This is a genomic window from Massilia oculi (assembly GCF_003143515.1).
Taxonomy (GTDB): Bacteria; Pseudomonadota; Gammaproteobacteria; order Burkholderiales; family Burkholderiaceae_D; genus Telluria; species Telluria oculi.
Window position 1 is genome coordinate 3,865,860 of the sequence record NZ_CP029343.1, and the last position, 19,072, is coordinate 3,884,931.

The 19,072-nt window shown below is 65.4% G+C and carries 9 protein-coding genes; 5 read left to right on the forward strand and 4 right to left on the reverse strand.

Annotated elements, in window-relative coordinates; genetic code table 11:
* The first annotated feature begins 1 nt into the window (after position 1).
* The 4 genes from DIR46_RS17645 (at position 2) to DIR46_RS17650 (ending at position 15,862) form a co-directional block, all read left to right on the forward strand.
* Positions 2–13,318 (forward strand): two-partner secretion domain-containing protein, encoded by a 13,317-nt coding sequence (locus DIR46_RS17645; RefSeq protein ID WP_109346400.1) that lies wholly within the window; start codon positions 2–4, stop codon positions 13,316–13,318.
* A 9-nt stretch (positions 13,319–13,327) separates the two neighbouring features.
* Positions 13,328–13,678 carry a hypothetical protein gene (locus DIR46_RS26690; protein ID WP_162819549.1) on the forward strand — a complete coding sequence of 117 codons (351 nt, stop codon included), beginning with the start codon at positions 13,328–13,330 and terminating at the stop codon, positions 13,676–13,678.
* Positions 13,679–13,963: 285 nt separating this feature from the next.
* A complete protein-coding gene (locus DIR46_RS26695; protein WP_162819550.1) occupies positions 13,964–14,125 on the forward strand; it encodes a hypothetical protein in 162 nt (53 codons plus the stop codon).
* 6 nt (positions 14,126–14,131) lie between these two features.
* Positions 14,132–15,862, forward strand: a complete 1,731-nt coding sequence (locus DIR46_RS17650; RefSeq protein WP_109346401.1) for a hemagglutinin repeat-containing protein — start codon at positions 14,132–14,134, stop codon at positions 15,860–15,862.
* Here DIR46_RS17650 and DIR46_RS28055 read toward each other — a convergent pair.
* Together DIR46_RS28055 and DIR46_RS17655 are read right to left on the reverse strand one after the other, a co-directional pair.
* Complete coding sequence (locus DIR46_RS28055; RefSeq protein ID WP_441295129.1) at positions 15,774–16,010, reverse strand: WapI family immunity protein; 237 nt, start codon at positions 16,008–16,010, stop codon at positions 15,774–15,776. The genes DIR46_RS17650 and DIR46_RS28055 overlap by 89 nt on opposite strands.
* Positions 16,011–16,161: 151 nt before the next feature.
* A complete protein-coding gene (locus DIR46_RS17655) occupies positions 16,162–17,124 on the reverse strand; it encodes an MBL fold metallo-hydrolase (RefSeq protein WP_109346402.1) in 963 nt (320 codons plus the stop codon).
* 150 nt (positions 17,125–17,274) lie between these two features.
* Between DIR46_RS17655 and DIR46_RS17660 the strand changes: the two genes are divergently transcribed.
* On the forward strand, positions 17,275–17,691 hold the full coding sequence (locus DIR46_RS17660) for a hypothetical protein (RefSeq protein ID WP_162819551.1): 417 nt from the start codon (positions 17,275–17,277) through the stop codon (positions 17,689–17,691).
* A 9-nt stretch (positions 17,692–17,700) separates the two neighbouring features.
* Here DIR46_RS17660 and DIR46_RS17665 read toward each other — a convergent pair whose 3' ends face one another.
* Positions 17,701–18,609 carry an NAD(P)/FAD-dependent oxidoreductase gene (locus tag DIR46_RS17665; RefSeq protein ID WP_109346404.1) on the reverse strand — a complete coding sequence of 303 codons (909 nt, stop codon included), beginning with the start codon at positions 18,607–18,609 and terminating at the stop codon, positions 17,701–17,703.
* The gene (locus DIR46_RS17670) at positions 18,596–19,054 is read right to left on the reverse strand and encodes an Rrf2 family transcriptional regulator (protein ID WP_109346405.1); all 459 of its coding nucleotides are present in this window, start codon (positions 19,052–19,054) and stop codon (positions 18,596–18,598) included. The genes DIR46_RS17665 and DIR46_RS17670 overlap by 14 nt, the downstream gene beginning before the upstream one ends.
* Between the last annotated feature and the right edge of the window lie 18 nt (positions 19,055–19,072).

Consider the following 19,072-nt stretch of genomic DNA (forward strand, 5'->3'; position numbering starts at 1 on the left):
CATGAACAAGCTCCGATACCGTCTCGTCTTCAACCAGGCCCGCGGCATGCTGATGGCCGTCCAGGAAACCGCACGCAGCCAGGGCAAGGGCCCGGGCGAGACCGGCGCGCCGGCCGGGCTGCGCGGCCTGGGCCCGCAGCCGCTGCTGCGGCGCCTGGCCTTGCTGCTGGGGACGGCGTTCGGCGGCGCCTTGTTGTGCGGGGCGGCGCAGGCCCAGATCGTGGCCGATCCGCGCGCGCCCGGCCAGCAGCAGGCGACCGTCCTGCGCACGGCCAACGGCGTGCTGCAGGTGAACGTGCAGACCCCGAGCGCCGCCGGGGTGTCGCGCAACGTCTATGCGCAGTTCGACGTGCCGCACGGCGGCGCTATCCTGAACAACGCGCGCACCGACGTCCAGACCCAGCTCGGCGGCTGGGTCCAGGCCAATCCGTGGATGAAGGAGGGCAGCGCGCGGGTCATCCTGAACGAGGTCAATTCGAGCAATCCGAGCCGCCTGCAGGGCTTCGTCGAAGTGGCCGGACCGCGCGCCGAAACCGTGATCGCCAACCCGGCCGGCATCGTGGTCGACGGCGGCGGCTTCATCAACGTCAGCCGCGCCACCCTCAGCACCGGCGCGCCGCAGATGGTGGATGGACGGCTCACCGGCTTCGACGTGCAGCGCGGCCTGATCGCGATCGAAGGCGCGGGCCTGAACGCCAGCCAGACCGACTACACCGCGCTCATCGCGCGCTCGGTCCAGCTCAACGCCGGCCTGTGGGCGCAGCGCCTGGACGTCGTCGCCGGCGTCAACCAGGTGGGCCTGGACGACACGCCGGCAGCAACTCCCAGCGTGACGCCGGCGGGCGCCAGCCGCGCAGACGCCCCGTCCTACGCGATCGACGTCGCACGGCTGGGCGGCATGTACGCCAACCATATCTGGCTGGTGGGCACCGAAGCAGGGGTCGGCGTGCGCAATGCCGGCGAGATCGGCGCCGCCGCCGGCGACCTGGTCGTCACCAGCAGTGGCCGCCTGGAAAACCGCGGCACGATGGAGGCGAAAGAACGCCTGGATGCACAAGCACGGGCGATTGAGAACGAGGGCGGCATGCTCGCCGGCGCCGGTCTGCTGCTGGCGGCGCAGGAGCTGCGCAACGCGGGCGAGCTGGCCACCCACGGCCAAGCCCGGATCGTCCTCGAGGGGGCGCTCGACAACCGCATGGGCACGCTCGAGGCGAATCGCATCGAGATCGCCGCCACCACGCTGACGAACCGCGACGGCAGCATCGTCCAGACCGGGGGCATGGCCCTCGGCCTGGAGGCGCAGGCCGTGTCGAACGGCGCAGGCACCCTGGGCCAGGCCGCCGCCGCGCCTTCCACAGTATCGCCGGCACCGGCAGCGCCGGCCGGGGCGGACACGCCGGCGGATGCCGGCGCGGGAACGCCAGCGACCGCGCCGGAAAGCGCGCCAGGCGTCGATGCCGGCAGTGCGCCAATCGTGCCAGGCGCGCCGGCGCCGGTCACGGTGGATGGCATGCTGAAGGCAGACCTGCTCGACAACGATGGCGGACGGATCGAAGCCAGCGGCGGCGTCGGCGTGCGTACCGGGCAATTCCTGAACCTCGGCGGCGAGGCGCACCTGGAGAGCCTGGAAGTGCGCGGCCCACGCTTCGACAACGCCGGGGGCTCCCTGCAGGTACGCGGCGCTCTGCAGGTCGAGACCGGCAGTTTCGGCAACCGCGCGGGCAGCCTGCTGGTGGGCGGCGCGGCCGACGTCGTCACTGGCGGCTTCGACAACGTCGACGGCCTGCTGCAGGCCGGCCGCCTTGCACTGCATGCCGCCACGCTGGACAATGACGGCGGCATGCTGCGCCACCTCGGCGCCGCGCCGGCCATGATCGCGGTCGACGGCGAACTGAAACAGCAGGCCGGCGCGATCCACACGGCGTCGGCGCTGGACCTGCGCGCCGGCAGCATCAGCGGCGCGCGTGGCACGCTGAACGTCAGCGGCGACCTGGACCTGGTCAGCGGCGCCGCCAGCGCGACGCAGGGCGTCTGGCGCATTGGCGGCGACGCCCGCATCGCGACCGGCGACCTGGACGCCAGCGAAGGCATCGTCAGCGCCGAGGGTGCGCTGGCGCTGGCCAGCAAGTCGATCGACAACAGCGACGGGCGCATCGTCGCCGGTACCGAGGCGACGGTGCGGGCCGATGGCGCGATCGACAACTCGCGCGGCCTGATCCAGGCCGACAGCGCGCTCGAGGTCGCGGCCGGCGGGCGGCTGCTGAACCGGGCAGGCACCGTCGAGACCCTCGGCGCGCACGCCACGTTGGCGCTCGAAGCGGCCTCGATCGACAACACCTCCGGCCGGCTGGTCAATGTCGGCGACGGCGCGGCCAGGATCGTGGCCGGGGTCATCACCAGCGATGGCCTGATCGGCGGCAATGGCAGCCTCGACATCGAGGCCGGACGGCTGGCCAACGAGGAGAAGGGCCGCATCGTGTCCGCGGCCGCCATGACGCTGACCGTCGATACCCTGCTGACCAACCGCGGCAGCATCGCCAGCGGCGCGGAGCTGGCGGTGCGCGGCGCGCGCGCGGTGCTCGACAACCAGGGCAGCATCCTGGCGCAGGACGACCTGCTCATCGACAACGGGGCGATCGTCAACCGCGGCACGATCGCGACCGCCAGCGGCGGCGTGGGCGCGCTGCTGGTGGACACCGGGCGCCTCGACAACGACGGCGGTGCGCTGCAGGCCGCCGCCAACGCCCACATCGAGGTGGAGGGCCGCGTCAGCAACGTCGAGGGCGCCATCGACGCGGCGGACGAGCTGCGACTGAAAGCCGGCGGCAATCTCGACAATACAGGCGGCGACATCATCGGCGGCCAGCGGATCGACGTCGCGGCGCGCAATATCGACAACCTGGATGGCAGGATCGTCAGCACCGGCCACGGCGACTCGGTCGTGAAGGCGGCGGGCACGATCGATAACGGCGGCAGCATCGGCGCCCGGGGCGCGCTCACGGTCGACGCGCGCGTCCTCGAGAACCGTGCCGGCGCCGACATCGCCGCGCACGGCGCCCTGGACTTGGGCGTGAGCGAGCGTCTGGTGAACCACGGCGCCATCAGCAGCGGCGGCGCCATGGCCTATGACGAGGGCGGCGCGCTGCTGGAAAACCGCGGCACGATCACCGCAGGCGGCGACATGCGCATGCGCGTGGACATCATCGACAACCAGGGCGGCGCAATCCTCACCCTCGATGGCGCCGACATGGCGCTGGCGGCCAATACCCTGGACAACCGCGGCGGACGCGTGATGGCAGGCGATGCGGTGCGCTTCGATATCGCGGGCGAGATGAACAATGACGGCGGCCTGGTCCAGGCGGGCGACGCGCTGCGGGCGCGGGTGGGCGGCAAGTTGAGCAACGCGGCCGGCACCATCGAGGTGCTGGGCGAGCACGGGACCCTGGCGATCGACGCCGGCGCGATCGACAACATCGCTGGACGCGTCGTGAACGCAGGCAGCGGCGACAGCACCGTGCGCGCCGCCACCACGCTGGACAATACCGGCCTGATTGCCGGCAATGGCAAGCTGGCGGTCGAGGCCCACGACGCGCGCAACAGCCCCGATGGCGTCATCGCCGCGGGCGCCGCGCTCGAACTCACGCTGCATGGCAGTCTCGACAACGCGGGCACGATCAGCAGCCGCGCCACGCTGGACATGGACGCGACGACGGCGGTAGTAAAAAACCGCGGCGTCATCGTCGCCGGCGACGACGCCACGCTGGCGATGGGACGGCTCGACAACGACGGCGGCCGCATCGTGACCGCGCTCGGTTCCGGCGCAAGCCTGGCGCTGCAGGCCGACAGCCTCAGCAACCGTGGCGGCGCCATCATGGCCGAAGATGCGATGGCGGTGCAGGTGGCGGAAGGGTTCGACAACACCGGCGGCACGCTGCAGGCCGTCAACCGCATGAACGTGGCCGTCGGCGCCACCCTCGACAACGACGCCGGCCTGATCGAGGCGAGCGGGCCGGCGTCGACCCTGGCGCTGCAGGCCGACGTCGTCGCCAATGGCCGCGGCCGCATCGTCAACGTCGGCGCCGGCGCCGCCACCGTGACTGGCGACACGGTCGTCAACAACGGCCTGATCGCCGGCAACGGCACTCTGGAGCTCTCGGCCGGCACCCTGCTCAACGAGGCGGTGGGCACGATCGCCTCCAGCGGCGCCATGCGGGTCGATATCGGGACCGCAATGGACAACCGCGGCGCCGTCAATAGCGGCGCCACGCTCGACATCGGCGCCCAGGACGCGGTGGTGCGCAACAGCGGCCTGGTGGTCGCGCGCGGCGCGCTGGCCATGCGCGCCGGTGAGCTGAACAACGATGGCGGCCAACTGGCCACGGCAGGAGGTTCCGGCGCCGCGCTGCGCATCGAGGCCGGCGATATCAGCAACCGCAAGGGCGTGATCCTGTCCGACGCCGATGCGACGATTGCCAGCAGCGGCGCCATCGACAACAGGGAGGGGACGCTGCAGGCCGCCGGCTCGCTCGCGCTGGATGCGGCCGGCAAGGTCGACAACGATGCCGGCGTGATCGAGGCGCTGGACCCGGCCGCCACCCTGGCGCTGCGCGCGGGGGAGCTCGACAATGGCAGCGGGCGGCTGGTCAACGTCGGCGCCGGCGCCACCAGCATCGATGCCGGCAGTATCGCAAACCGGGGCCTGGTGGCCGGCAACGGCCAGGTGACCCTGGCCGCCGACAGCATCGACAACGCCGCAGCCGGCACCATCGCCGCCGGGCGCGGGCTCGATATCGACGCCAGCGCCAGCATCGTCAACGCCGGCCTGGTGAGCAGCCATGACGCGCTGATGGTGCGCGCCGCGACGGCAAACGTGCGCAACAGCGGCCAGATCGTCAGCGGGGCCGACGCCACGCTCGACACCGGCGCCTTCGAAAACAGCGGACAACTGGTTACCACCGCGGAAGGCGGCGGCGATATCGCGCTGCGTACGGGCGACGTCGTCAATGCCGGCGGCGCCATCGTGGCGGCCGGCGCCATGCGCATCGACACCGACGGCACGCTCGACAACGGCAAGGGCACGATCCGTGCCGTCGAGGCGCTGCAGGTTGCGGTCAGCGGCAGCCTGCTCAACCACGATGGCGCGATCGAGGCGACCGACGCCGCCGCCCTGCTCGACGTGACCGCCCACGCCATCGACAACGGCAACGGGCGCCTGGTGAATGCAGGCAGCGGCGCCACCCGCATCGAGGCCGCCACGAGCATCGTCAACAGCGGACTGGTGGCCGGCAACGGCCGGCTGGACCTGCTGGCGCAGACGGTCGACAACCGCGCCGCCGGAACCGTTGCGTCGGGCGGCGCGATGGACTTGCAGGTGACCCGGGTGCTGGACAATGCGGGCAGCATCAGCAGCGCCGGCACGCTCGACATGGACCAGGCTGCAGCCCGCCTTGCCAACAGCGGCAAGATCGTCGCCGGCGAGCGCATGGCGCTGCATGCGCAGGCGATCGTCAACGACGGCGGCCAGATCGCCACGGCGGACGGCGCCGACATCGTGCTGGACAGCGTGACGCAGCTGAGCAACCGGGGCGGCCAGATCGTCGCCGCCGGCAACGCCAGCCTGGCGGCCGGCGGCGCCATCGACAACAGCGGCGGTCAGGTTCAGACGCCGGGCCGGCTGACGGTGAGCGCCGGCGGCGCGCTGGTCAACACCGGCGGCGCCTTCGAGGCGACCGGCGCGGCCAGCACGCTTGCCATGCAGGCCGGATCGATCGCTAACAGCGGCAGGATCGTCAACAGCGGTTCCGGGCTGACGGACGTGCGCAGCGTGGCGGGCATCGTCAATAGCGGCACGATCGGCGGCAACGGCGCGCTCGACCTGGGCGGCCTGACGCTGGACAACAGCGCGAGCGGCACCGTCATCGCGGGCGCCGGGCTCGAACTGGCGATCCGCCAGCGGCTGGACAATGCCGGCGGCACGATCAGCAGCGGCGGCGCCCTGCGCTTCAACCAGGCCGGCGCCGCCTTTATCAACAGCGGCCGTATCGGCGCCGGCGGTACGATCGATATCCGCGCCGCCGACATCGACAATGGCGGCGAGCTGTATACCGCAAGCGGCTCGGGCGCTGGCATCGCGCTCGCGGCGGGAGACCTGCGCAATATCGGCGGCAAGGTGGCGGCCGACGGCCGGCTCGATGTCGACGTGCGCGGCGGCGTGGACAACCACGCTGGCACCCTGCACGGAGGGCGCGGCCTGGTGCTGGAGGCGGGCCGGGACATCTTCAACGGCAGCGGCACGATCGAGGCCGCCAGCGGCGCGCTCGACGTGCGGGCCGCTTCCATCACCAGCAGCGGCCGCATCGTCAACGGCGGCGCCGGCGACACCCTGGTCAAGGGTAGCGCCAGCATCGTCAACGACGGCACGATCGCCAGCAACGGCGCGCTCACGCTCGACACCCTGAGCCTGCGCAACGGCGCCGGCGGCCAGATCGGCGCCGGCCGCGCGATGATGATCGAGGCCAGCCGCGAATTCACCAATGCCGGCAACGTCAGCAGCGCCGGCACGCTGACTTTCGAGCAGTCGGGGGCCAGCTTCGTCAACAGCGGCCAGGTCGACGCCGGCGGTCATGCGAACTTCAAGGTAAATACCTTCAACAACGATGGCGGCCGCATCTCGACGGTGAAGAACTCTGGCGCCGACGTGATCGTGACCGCGTCCGGCCTAAGCAACCGCAATGGCGCGATCCTGGCGGACGGCAAGGCCGGCCTGACCCTCGAGGGCGCCCTCGACAACCGCGGCGGCACGCTGCAGGCGGGCAGTGAGCTGAGCGCGACCGCGAAAGGCACGCTGAACAACGACGGCGGCACGATCGAGGCGATCGGCGCCAACGCCAGCGTGACGATCGACAGCGCGGCCATCGACAACGGGGGCGGCCGGATCGCCAACCTGGGCAAGGGCGAGACCAAACTCACCAGCCAGGCCGGCATCCTGAACAACGGCACGATCGCGGCCATGGGCAACCTGCTGCTCACCGGCCAGGAGTTGCAGAACGGGGCGGCGGGCGTCATCGCTTCAGGCGCCAACACCCAGCTTGCGATCGAGCGCCAGTGGGCCAACCAGGGCAAGGTGAACAGCGCCGGCACGCTGACCTTCGACCAGGCCGGCGCGACCTTCGTCAACAGCGGCCAGGTGCTGGCGGGCGGCAATGTCGTGATCAATGCCCAGCAGGTGAACAACAATGGCGGCCAGCTCGGCACCGGCAACGGCTCGGGCGCCGACCTGACCCTGACGGCCCAGCAGATGAGCAATGAGGACGGCCGCATCGCGACCGACCGCGACCTGGTGGTGACGACCGGCGCCATGGCCGGCATGGGCAAGCTGTTCGGCGGCCGCGACCTGGCGCTGACGATGGACGGCGACTACGTGCATGGCAGCGGCGAGCAGCAGTTCCAGTCGAACCGCGACCTCAGCCTGACCGTGACCGGCAACATCACCAATACCGCCAATTTCGAGGCGATCGGCACGCTGACGCTGTCGGGCCAGCAGATCACCAACAATGCCGGCGCCACCATTGGCGGCCAGGGCGTGGCGATCAAGGCGAGCGGCGACCTGGATAACGCCGGCGAGATCCAGGGCGACGCCAAGCTCGACATCGAAGCGGCGAACGTGCGCAACACGAATGCGATCATTGGCGGCGAGGTCAGCATCGAGACCGTCAACCTGGACAATTCAGGCGGCCAGGCGCTGGTCGGCGCCACGCGCTCGCTCGACCTGGGCGTATCCGGCGCGCTGAACAATACAGGCGGCGCGACACTGTACAGCAGCGGCAGCCTTTCCATCGGCGGCGTCGGCGTCGGCGCCGCAGGCCTGGTCAACAACCACTCATCGACCATCGAGGCGGGCGGCGACCTGGCGATGAACGTCGACACGCTCAGGAACATCCGCGAGAACGTGCGTATCCACCAGGTCCAGACCGTGAACGATACCTTCCAGATGTCCTTGCCGGGGTGGTACTCGCAAGGGGATAACCACGACAGCTTCGAGACCAGTGCGGCCAACTATATTCCGCGCGAAGTGTATTTCGTCGACCAGAGCGACATCCTGGAAGAGACGCCTTACGTGACGCCGGATGGCTATACCGTGATTCGGGCAGTGATCAGGACGCATGCCAACGATTCGGTCTTCTATGTGGCGGCCAGCGGCCTGCACACCGCGTATGGCATGCAGGAGCGCCTGTCGAGCTCGGACGGCACGCAGGTGATCTACTACTTCTCGAAGGACGCCATGGCCAACCCGGATCAGAATGGCGCCAAGAGCAATATCAGGGCCGGCCTGACTACCGTGACGAAGTGGGAAAACGAGGTGGAGTTCTCGAGCGACTACGGCAACTGCAGTAGTCAATGCGTGCGACTGATCACTCAGCCCGATTACTACGACCCGTCCTCGACCCTGCTGCGGGATCAATTGAAAGCGCTGGCGCCGGTGAAGGACAAGCTCGAAGTCAGGCGCGAAGCCCATCATACGGCGGTCGAGGACCAGATCGCCCCCGGCTCCGGCCCGCTGTCGCAAATCCTGTCGGGCGGGAATATGCGGCTGACAGTCAACAGCACGCTCGACAACCAGTATGGCGACATCAAGGCGCGCGGCCGGCTCGACATCCTGGGCACGTCGGATATTCGCAACGAAGGAGCGACGCTGTATCGCAAGCACACCTTCGATGGCTACTGGTACACGGCGGCCGGCGACAAGGTGGCGTACACGCATCCCAGCCTGTCGGAAGAGATCGGCTCGGCAGCCGGGACCATCAAGGGCGAGCAGGGCGTGAGCATCACCGGCCGCAGTTTCACCAACGTCGACGTGACGGCCGGCACTGCCGGCAATATCCGCGATTCGGTGCAGGTGCTCGGCAGCGGCCAGAGCGGCGCCGGCAGCGCCGGGACCCAGGCCACGACGGGGCGCGGCGGCGGCGCGGTGGAAGACGGCGTCCGGGGCGGGGCCGGTAGTGCGGGCGTGCATATCACAGGCGCCCAGGCCGCGAGTGGTGGGCTGAGCGGCTTGGCGGCGGCTGCGTCCAGCGGCGCCAGTGGCGTGCAGAACGGCCTCGCGGCCGGCGGCACGGCTGATGCCAGCGGCGCCGGCCACGACCTGGCCGCGCAGGGCGATGCGAACGCCAGTGGTGCGCGCAACGATGGGCGGATCATGTCCGTCAGTGGAAACAACCAGGCCCGGATCGGCGTTGGCGACGTGCGCAGCAGCGGCGGCGCCGGCGCGGTCCAGGGCGCGACCGGCGTGCATGGCGCCGGCGTGGCCGGCGCCCGCCAAGTGGCGGCGGGCGGCCTGTTCATCCAGAACCCGGACGCCTCGGGCGACTACCTGTTCGAAGCCCGCCCGCAGTTCGCCAACCAGGGCCAGTGGACCAGCAGCGACTATCTGCTGAACCAGATTGGCATGGACCCGAACGCGACCCACAAGCGCCTGGGCGACGGTTTCTACGAGCAGCGCCTGGTGCGCGAGCAGCTGTCCGAGCTGACCGGCCATTCGTCGTCGGGCGCCAGCGACGACAGCGTGTACAAGGAACTCCTGACCAACGGCGCCAGCGCGGCGCACGAATTCGGCCTGCGCCCGGGCATCGGCCTGAGCGCCGACCAGGTGGCGCGCCTGACCAGCGACATCGTGTGGATGGTGAGCGAGAACGTCCAGCTGCCGGACGGCCGTGTCGAGACCGTCCTGGTGCCGAAGGTGTACGTGGCGCATGTCGGCAAGGACGCGGTGAAGGCCGGCGGCGCACTGGTGACCGGGGATGGGGTGTCGATCAACGTCACCGACAGCATCGCCAACCTGGGCGGGGTGATCGATGGAGGGAGCGGTCGGACCGTGCTGGTGGCGGGGCGGGATATCGTCAACCAGGGCGGCGTGATCGCCGGTGGCAGCGTCGGCCTCAAGGCCGGCGGTGACGTGCGCAACGAGTCGCTGGCGGTCAAGGAAAGCTGGGCCACGGCGCAGAACGGCGGCAGCTTCACGTCGCTGTCGAACCAGGCCAGCATCGTCGCCACCGGCGACCTAGTCATCGAGGCGGGGCGGGACCTGGTCGACCTGGCCGGCAAGATCACCGCTGGCAATGCGTTCGTCACGGCGGGCAATGACATTCGCTTCGAGACGATCAAGACCGGCAGCACCTACGAATCGCAGATCAGCGGCTATACGCAGAACGACAGCAGCATTACGCATGCGCTGAGCCAGATCGATATTGGCGGCGATCTGGGGATGAAGGCGGGGGGCAGCCTGAGTCTGACGGGCACCCAGGTGGCGATCGGGACGAGCGGCAGCGGGACGGGTTGGCTCTCGGCGGGTAAGGATGTGAACATCGCGGCGGTGGTCAATGAGGTCAATACCAGCCAGTACAACGATCCGGCGAGCAAGATGTATGACAGACAGGTGCATGCAAATCAGACTATCGTCAGTGCCGGCGTCGCCTCCAGCGGTGATCTGCTGGTCAGCGCCGGGATCAAGACCGGTGGTGACCTGAATGTGACTGGTAGCGTCCTGGTCGGGGACGGGAATCTGGTGCTGGAAGCAGGCAATGACGTTCGCATTACCGGCCTCGCCGAACGTCATTTGTCGGACACAGCAATCCACCGTGAATCGAGTAGCTTCCTGAAGAGCAGCAGCACGACAGCGGCCCAATACAGCGACAGGACGGAGGTCGTGGGCAGCACGGTCAGTGGCGGCAGCGTCATGATCAGCAGTGGCCGGGATGCTCTTCTATCTGGAAGCACCGTCGTGGCAGACAATAACATCGATATCAATGCCGGACGCGACCTGAGCATCGTAAGCGCTGAACGCACCACCAGCGAGCGCTCGTCGAGCAGCAGCAAGAAGTCAGGCTTGGTCGGCGGGGCTTCGATTGGCACGATCAAATCGACACAGGATCGGACGCTGGAAGAGGTGACTCAGGTCGGGAGTCAGATCGCGAGCCTTGGCGGCAACATCAACCTGAGCGCGGGAAACCAGTACATGCAAACGGCGAGTATCGTGATGGCGCCGAAGGGCGATATCGCGATCGAGGCTAAAGACGTTTTGGTCAATGCAGGAATCGACAGAAGCCAAGGGAGTGAGGACAGCAGTTACAGCAAGACTGCGATTGGAATCTCAGTGAGCGTACCGTTGCTGGAGAATGTGCAGGCGGTCTCCAACATGAAGAAGGCTGGCGACAATGCGGGAGACGGCCGCATGAAAGCATTGGCTACCCTAAATGCCGGTTTTAATATCATCGATGGAGCAAGCGCGCTCAAGGGATTGTCTGATGACCCTAAAAAGGGTGTCAGCGTCAGCGTCAGTTTGGGCAGCTCGAAGTCAGAAAGCCATATGGACCGCAAATCGGAGACTAGCGTTGGCTCAAGCATCTCCGCTGGGGGCAACATAAGCATCGTTGCCACGGGCGGCGGCGTGGATAGCAACTTGAGCGTCATCGGCAGCAGTATCAAGGCAGGCGGTGATGTCACGCTCGCTGCAGATAATGACGTCAATCTGGTCGCCGGTGAGAGCACAGCCAGTCAGCACAGCAATAACAAATCCAGTGGTGCAAGTATCGGAATCGGTTTCAGCTTCGGGGGCCAGCAGAATGGTTTCTCACTCAATGTGGGGGCGAACAAGGCACAAGGCAGGGCCGATGGCGACGATCTGGTTTACCAGAACACCCACGTTACGGGTGGGGGAACTGTCAAGGTCATTAGTGGGCGGGACACAACCCTAAAGGGAGCTTCGATCGACGGTAAGTCGGTGCAGGCAAATGTCGGCGGAGATCTCAACATCGAGAGTCTTCAGGATCGAAGCACTTATGAGAGTAAGCAGAAGACAGCTGGTATTAGTGCGAGCATCTGTATTCCGCCTTTCTGCACGGGCACTAGCTCTGTCAGCGGAAACGTAGGCAAGTCGAACGCAAGTGGGGAATACCTCAGTGTTGTTGATCAGAGCGGTATCAAAGCTGGCGATGGCGGTTTCCAAATCACCGTCGGAGGTAACACTGATTTAAAAGGGGGAATTATTTCGTCCACTGATGCTGCGACTGCTGATGGCCGGAATTTCTTGGGCACAGGTACGCTGACGACGAGCGATATCGTCAATAGATCTGAGGCTGATGCCAGTAGTAGCGGTTTTGGTTTGAGCAGCAACATGCTTGAAGGAAAATATCAGACAGGAAAAGCGCTGCTAGGGAATGCGATAAATAGTGCTGATCTTTCAGCGTCTTCGGCTGGGAAAACTCACAGTGCTGTTAGCGAAGGGAAAATTTTCGTAAGGGATGAGGAAAAGCAACTTGAACTTACTGACCGGACGGCAGGGGAAATGATTGCCGAGCTCAATCGCGATACTGATGATGCGAACCGGTCTGCGGAGAAGCATGATGTCGCCTCCATGCAGGAAGCGGTTAATAACGTCCGTTCTAATAGAGAGGCGATCTTTAAAGAGGCGACTAAGTTTACTGATGAGGCTTATCGAACAATGTTCATTGAGCAGGCTGAGATTTATGTGTTGATCAGAGATGAGAGTGGTAAAGTTATTACTGATAAAGATAATCGTCCACTTCGGCGGAAAATTTCTGAAGAGGAGAAATATCATTTGAAAGCAGGTGCTGATGGTAAAGTTCATATTGCGAATAATGGCATCTTCAACGATGAGGGTGCAGCCGCAAAATATGCATCGCAACATAGTAAGGCGGAAGGTGAGCAATATTATATTCATTTCCCAGAAGCCGATAATGTTTCTTCTGAACTCATGATTGCCGGGTATCAAAAATATTTGGAGGGAGATATTGCCGGATTGACAAATGCTACTACTGAACTAAAAGGCATATTTGATATTTACGGAAAATCTGGGTTGCATTTGGATGGACATAGCAGAGGCTCAATGACAATTGGAAACGCTCTTGAGTCATACCTGAACAGAGGCGATACTAGAGGAATGCTCTCGGAAACTACAATTAAACTTTTTGGGCCAGCGTTCAATGTTGAGCGTGCAGATACGCTACTGAGTATGCTTCAAGGGAGAGATTTAAATGATCGATTTGAGAGCAAAGATTTAGAGGTGACATTTGAAAATCACTATCTTGATCCAGTAGGTAATTTAAATGGAAAAAATCCCAGTACCGGTGGGACGCTTCCAGAAGGGAGCTTCACATTCAAAGAATTTCTTAATGTAATGTTTGGCGATGTAACTGCCCACAATTGTTATGGGACTGGTGGCGAGGAATGTCAAAAATACTGGGGCGACAGTAAAAATGGAATCGCACAGCCTAAGCCAGTTAGTGAATATAAAAAACAATGAGGAGATCGAATGGTAGTCCGTAATTTTTTTCCTCTATATTATTTAATAATTTCATTAATCGTAGGTTGTGCGAAGCCGTTTCAGCCACCACCAGCTGCGGTAGATGCGTGGATAAAGTCAGGCGCTGAACGCCAGGAGGTGTTAAGGCAGCTATTGGATTGCGGTTATCCTGATGCAGTTGGTTTTGTGGGGATTAATGGTCGAGATGTTAAGCTTATTGACAGAATCAGGGCGGAGCAGTGCATGTTTGGTAAAGGATTTAAATACAAAAGTGGATGGGGAGGAACTTGTTCCCTTCGAGGTGATTATATACAGGCTGCCTGTGAGGAGCTAAAATACAAGCCTGTATATAGCGATTAGATATTTTAAATCACGCGGAGCAATAAGAAGCCTGTCGGAAACAATAAGTCGACAAGAGTGGACAACGGTCTCAGGTCTGACATTGGGACACGACCTCAGCTGTGAGTTTCGAATGTCAGACCTACCTCGCGATTCTGTCGTGAGTGATGGGCTGAGCGGATTAGCGGCGCTGTGGCCTGCGGCGTTAGCCACGACCTAGCTGCGTAAGGCGGCGCTAGCCAGCGTGCAGGCTACGATGGATGGACCACATCCGTCAGTGGAAACAACCAGGCCCGGATCGGCGACGTGCGCAGCGCCAGCGGCGCCGGCGTGGCCGGCGCCCGCCAGGTGGCGGCGGGCGGCCTGTTCATCCAGAACCCGGACGCCTCGGGCGACTACGTGTTCGAAGCCCGCCCGCAATTTGCCAACCAGGGCCAGTGGACCAGCAGCGACCATCTGCTGAATTAGATCGGCATGGATCTGAACGCGCCCCACAAGCGACTGGGCGACGGTTTCTACGAGCAGCGCCTGGTGCGCGAGCAGCTGTCCGAGCTGACCGGCCACTCGTCGTCGGGCGCGAGCGACGACAGTGTGTACAAGGAACTCCTGACCAACGGCGCCAGCGCGGCGCACGAGTTCGGCCTGCGCCCGGGGATCGGCCTGAGCGCCGACCAGGTGGCGCGCCTGACCAGCGACATCGTGTGGATGGTGAGCGAGAACGTCCAGCTGCCGGACGGCCGCGTCGAGACCGTGCTGGTGCCGAAGGTGTATGTGGCGCACGCCGGCAAGGACGCGGTGAAGGCCGGCGGCGCGCTGGTGACCGGTGATGGGGTGTCGATTAATGTGACCGAGAGCATCGCCAATCTGGGCGGGGTGATCGATGGAGGGAGCGGTCGGACCGTGCTGGTGGCGGGGCGGGATATCGTCAATAGCGGCGGCACCATTGCTGGCGGCAGCGTCTCCATCAAGGCTGGCGGTGACGTACGCAACGAGTCCTTGACCGTCAAGGAGAGCTGGGCCACGTCGCAGAACGGCGGCAGCCACACGTCTCTGTCGGACCCGGCCGGCATCGTCGCCACTGGTGACCTGGTCATCGAGGCGGGACGGGATCTGGTTGACCTGGCCGGCAAGATCACTGCTGGTAATGCGTTCATCACGGCGGGCAACGACATTCGCTTCGACACGATCAAAACCGGCAGCACCTATGAGTCGCAGATCAGCGGCTATACGCAGAACGACAGCAGCATCAAGCACGAGCTTAGCCAGATCAACATTGGCGGCGATCTGGGGATGAAGGCGGGGGGCAGCCTGAACCTGACGGGCACCCAGGTGGCGATCCGGGCGAGCGGCAGCGGGACGGGTTGGCTTTCTGCGGGCAAGGATGTGAACATCGCGGCGGTGGTCAACGAGGTCAATACCAGCCAGTACAACGATCCATCGAGCAAGATGCATGACAGGCAGGTGCATCAGAACCAGACAGTGGTTGGCGCTAACGTGGCTTCCGCAGGTGACTTGGCAGTCAAGGCGGGCACTGGCGGTGCGGGTTCGCTCAATATCGTGGCCAGCGGCCTCAAGGCCGGCGATGCGCTGCAGGTATCGGCAGCCGATGATGTGAACCTGATCTCTGCCCAGGAACGACATCTGTCGGACACGGCGATCAACCGTACATCGAGCAGCATGTTGCGCGACAAGACGACGCAACAGACGGATTACATCGACTTGAGCAAGTCGGTCGCTGGAAGCCTGTCAGGCAATACGATCGCTGTCGATGCAGGTAACGATATCAATGTGCGCGGCAGCTTCATCGCGGGCACCGGCGATGTCGATCTCGTCGCGGGCGGGCCCGTCAACATCGTGGCCGGCATTAACACCTTGACGGAGAAGCACCATACGGAGGTCAAGGAAAGCGGCTTCCTGAGTGGGGGAGGCTTTGGCATCAGCTACGGTGAGCGCACCACGACGACCGACCAGGCGCGTGACGCGACGACCCAGAGCATGGATGCGCGCAGCATGGTCGGCTCGGTCGACGGCAACCTGAACATCAAGGCCAGCAAAGCAGTAATCATCCGGCTGTCCTGCGACAGGTTAACGCTGAGCTGCGACCCAAAGCAAACCTTCAGGAGCCGCGTATTGGAAAGGCGGTTAGCAATCGCACAAGTTGCGATGATATCGGCTCAAGATAGCTTTGGTCGATGGCAAAAATAAACCGGTGCTCTTGAGTCGATTGGTCTGGCGTGATCCGCACTTCCATTTCGATTGCGCCCAAAGATTTCGCCCTTAACGTCACTGCAATCTCGGGCTCCATGCATTCGAGTATCGCCTCGCCCCTCAGGTCCGCGAGCAGCTTGTCCACGGCGTGCTGCCAGTCCTGAATTTCCTCGGGTGGGGTAATTTCGGATTATCGCAACGACCGTTTCTGTCCCGATAGCGGCCGTCCGGAACGGCCCAGTGTACGCGGTTGCTGCATCCATGGGGTAGCAGCAAGGTTTTCGAGCGCTGTAGATTTACTCAACCGCCAGCCGCAGTTCGCCAGTGCGATCCAGTACGTAATGATCGAGATCGCGCGCCAGCAGCAGCTTGCCGCCATACTGCGCGCGCGCCTCCTCCTCGAGCAGCGCCAGCGGCAGCGGCCCGCCATCCTGGTAACGCGGACTGAAATGCGTCAGCACCAGATTGTGCACGCCCGCCCCTGCAGCGAACTGCGCGACCCGCATGGCCGAGCTGTGCTGCGGGCCGGGACCGATCTTCTGCAGCACTTCCTCGGTATAGGTCGCCTCGTGCACCAGCACGTCGGCGCTGCCGGCGCTGGCGGTCAGCAGTTCCGGGCTGTCGTTGTCGCCGGCCACCACGATGCGGCGCGCGCGCCGCGGCGGCAGCAGGTAATCAAGCGCCTTGATCGCGCGGCCGTCCGGCAGGACCACGTCGCGGCTCTGCTGGATCTCGCCCCACAGCGCCGACGATGGCACTGCATCGGCGCGCAGTTTCTCGGTGTCGAGCCTGCGTTCGATCGCGGCCTCGGTGAAGCCATAGGCCCAGGACGGGATACGGTGCGACAGCGCAGTGGCGTCGACCGCGAATTCCGGCAGCAGCGGGCCATGCGCCAGGTCGTCGGGAGTCAGCCAGGCAAGCGGAAAGGGCAGGTTCAGTTCGCTGGCCTGCATGATGCATTCGATCATGGCGCGCAGAGGCTGCGGGCCGACGATCGCCAGGGGTTCGCTACGGCCCAGCATGCCGGCGCTGGCCAGCAGACCCGGCAGGCCGTAACAGTGGTCGCCGTGCATATGGGTGATGAACACGGCGCGCAGGCTCATCACCGACAGCGGGGTGCGCAGGATGCGGTGCTGGGTGCCTTCGGCGCAGTCGACCAGCACCCACGAGCGCGCGCCGCGCAGGCGCAGCGCCAGGCCGGACATATTGCGTTGCCGGGTCGGCGTGCCGGACGACGTGCCGAGGAAGATGAGCTCCATGCGTGCTTCTCGTGGGATGACGGGCTCCATTATCCGGCAACACGGCCCTGGCCGGCGCGCAGCCAGAACTCAGGGGGCAGGCTGGTGTCATACGGGGTGGGAACGCCGCCGATGGCGCGGCCATGTCCACTTTCAAGCGAGGAGAACGATATGCGCAAGAGTGTCGTTGCCGCCGCGTTCGCGGCTGGCGTTGTTGCATTGCCTGGACCATCTCCCGCCGCTGCCGCACCGGCGCTGCAAGAGATGCAAGTCCCGGTTGCCGGCATCAGCTGTTCGCGGATCGGGCCGCCGCCGCAGCGCGTCACGCCCAGCGCCGAAGTGATCGAGTCGATCGACGGCGTCTACCGGCTGTCCAACGGCCAGAAGCTCGGCATTGCCGCCAGCGACCAGCAGGTGGTGGCCGACTTCGGCCGCTGGCACCAGGTCCCGCTGGTGGCCACCGCGCCCGAGCGCTTCGAATCGCGCGACGGCCTGGTATGGGTGCGCTACGAAGCCGACGAAGACACCGAGCGCATCGTGGTCAGCTATCCGGCCGACGCGCGCGGCCGCTACGTCGACGCCTGCTAGCGCCTGCCGCTAGTGCTGCGGGGCCAGGCCGAACAGCAGCGAACGGTGCGCGCCGACACCGGCCATCGCGCCATCGGCCACGGCGAGCGCCACCGAGCTGGCGGCGCGCATGGCGTCGCCGCCAACGAACACGCCCGGCACCGTGGTCTGGCGGGTCTCGTCGGTGCGGATGTAAGGTCCCAGCGGTCCTTCCTCGAAGGCGCAACCGAGCTGCCCGGCGATCGGGCTGGCCATGTGCACGCGGCCGAAGGTGAACAGGCCGGCCATCGCTTCCCGCCTGCCATCGGTTAGCACCACGGTGGCGTGGTCGGCAAGCCGCGCGACCGGGGTCTCGTCCACCTGCACGCCGCGTTCGGCAAGGTCGGCCCGTTGCACCTCGTCGAGCGGGCACACGCCATTGGTGAACAGCGTCACCTGGCCCCAGTGCGGCAGCATCTGCGCCTGGTGCACCGACAGCGGGCCGCTGGCCACCACGCCGATGCGGCCTTCGTCCAGTTCGTAGCCGTGGCAGTAGGGGCAGTGGAACACGCTCCGGCCCCAGCGCTCGGCCAGGCCCTCGATCGGCGGCAGCTCGTCGCGCACGCCGGTGGCCAGCACCAGGCGCTTGCCGCGCACGCTGCCTGCGCCGTCGAGGTCGACGATGAAACCGTCGGCGTCCGGGCGCGCACCCTGCGCCAGCCCGTCATGCCAGGCCACGTTCGGATAGGCGGCGACGTTGGCGCGGCCCTCGTGGGCGATGGCCGCCGCCGGCTGGCCGTCGCGGGTCAGGAAGCCGTGCGAGTCGCTGGCGAAGCGGTTGCGGCGCTGGCCGGCATCGACCACCAGCACCTTGCGGCGCGCCCGCGCCAGCTGCAATGCGGCAGACAGGCCGGCATAGCTGCCGCCGATGACGATGGCGTCGTAGTCATTCGTGTTCATGTTGTGGCCTCCTGTGGGGATGGTTGTCGTAGCGCAGGTTGAAATCGCGCGACAGGTCGGCCAGCGTCACTTGTCCCAGGCGTTGCACCAGCAGCGCCTCGGCTTCCTGGAAGGCGTCCGCGAGCGAAGCGTTGACCACCTGCTCGACCAGGCATGCGCTGTGCTCGTTGCGGTTGCCCATCGCGAACACGGTGGGGGCGCCGACCGCGTCGTAGACGTCGCGCAGGGTGACGGTGGCCAGGTCGCAGGTGACGGTCCAGCCGCCGCCGTGGCCGCGCTCGGAACTGATGTAGCCGCGCTCGCGCAGCCCGGCGAGCACGCGCCGCACCAGCACCGGATTGGTGTCGAGCATGGCGGCCATCTGCTCCGAGGTCATCGGTCGGTCGCTATGGGCCAGGTGCAGCAGCACGTGGAGGACGGAAGAGAGTTTGCTGTCGCGTTTCATGTAACTAATAATAGTACA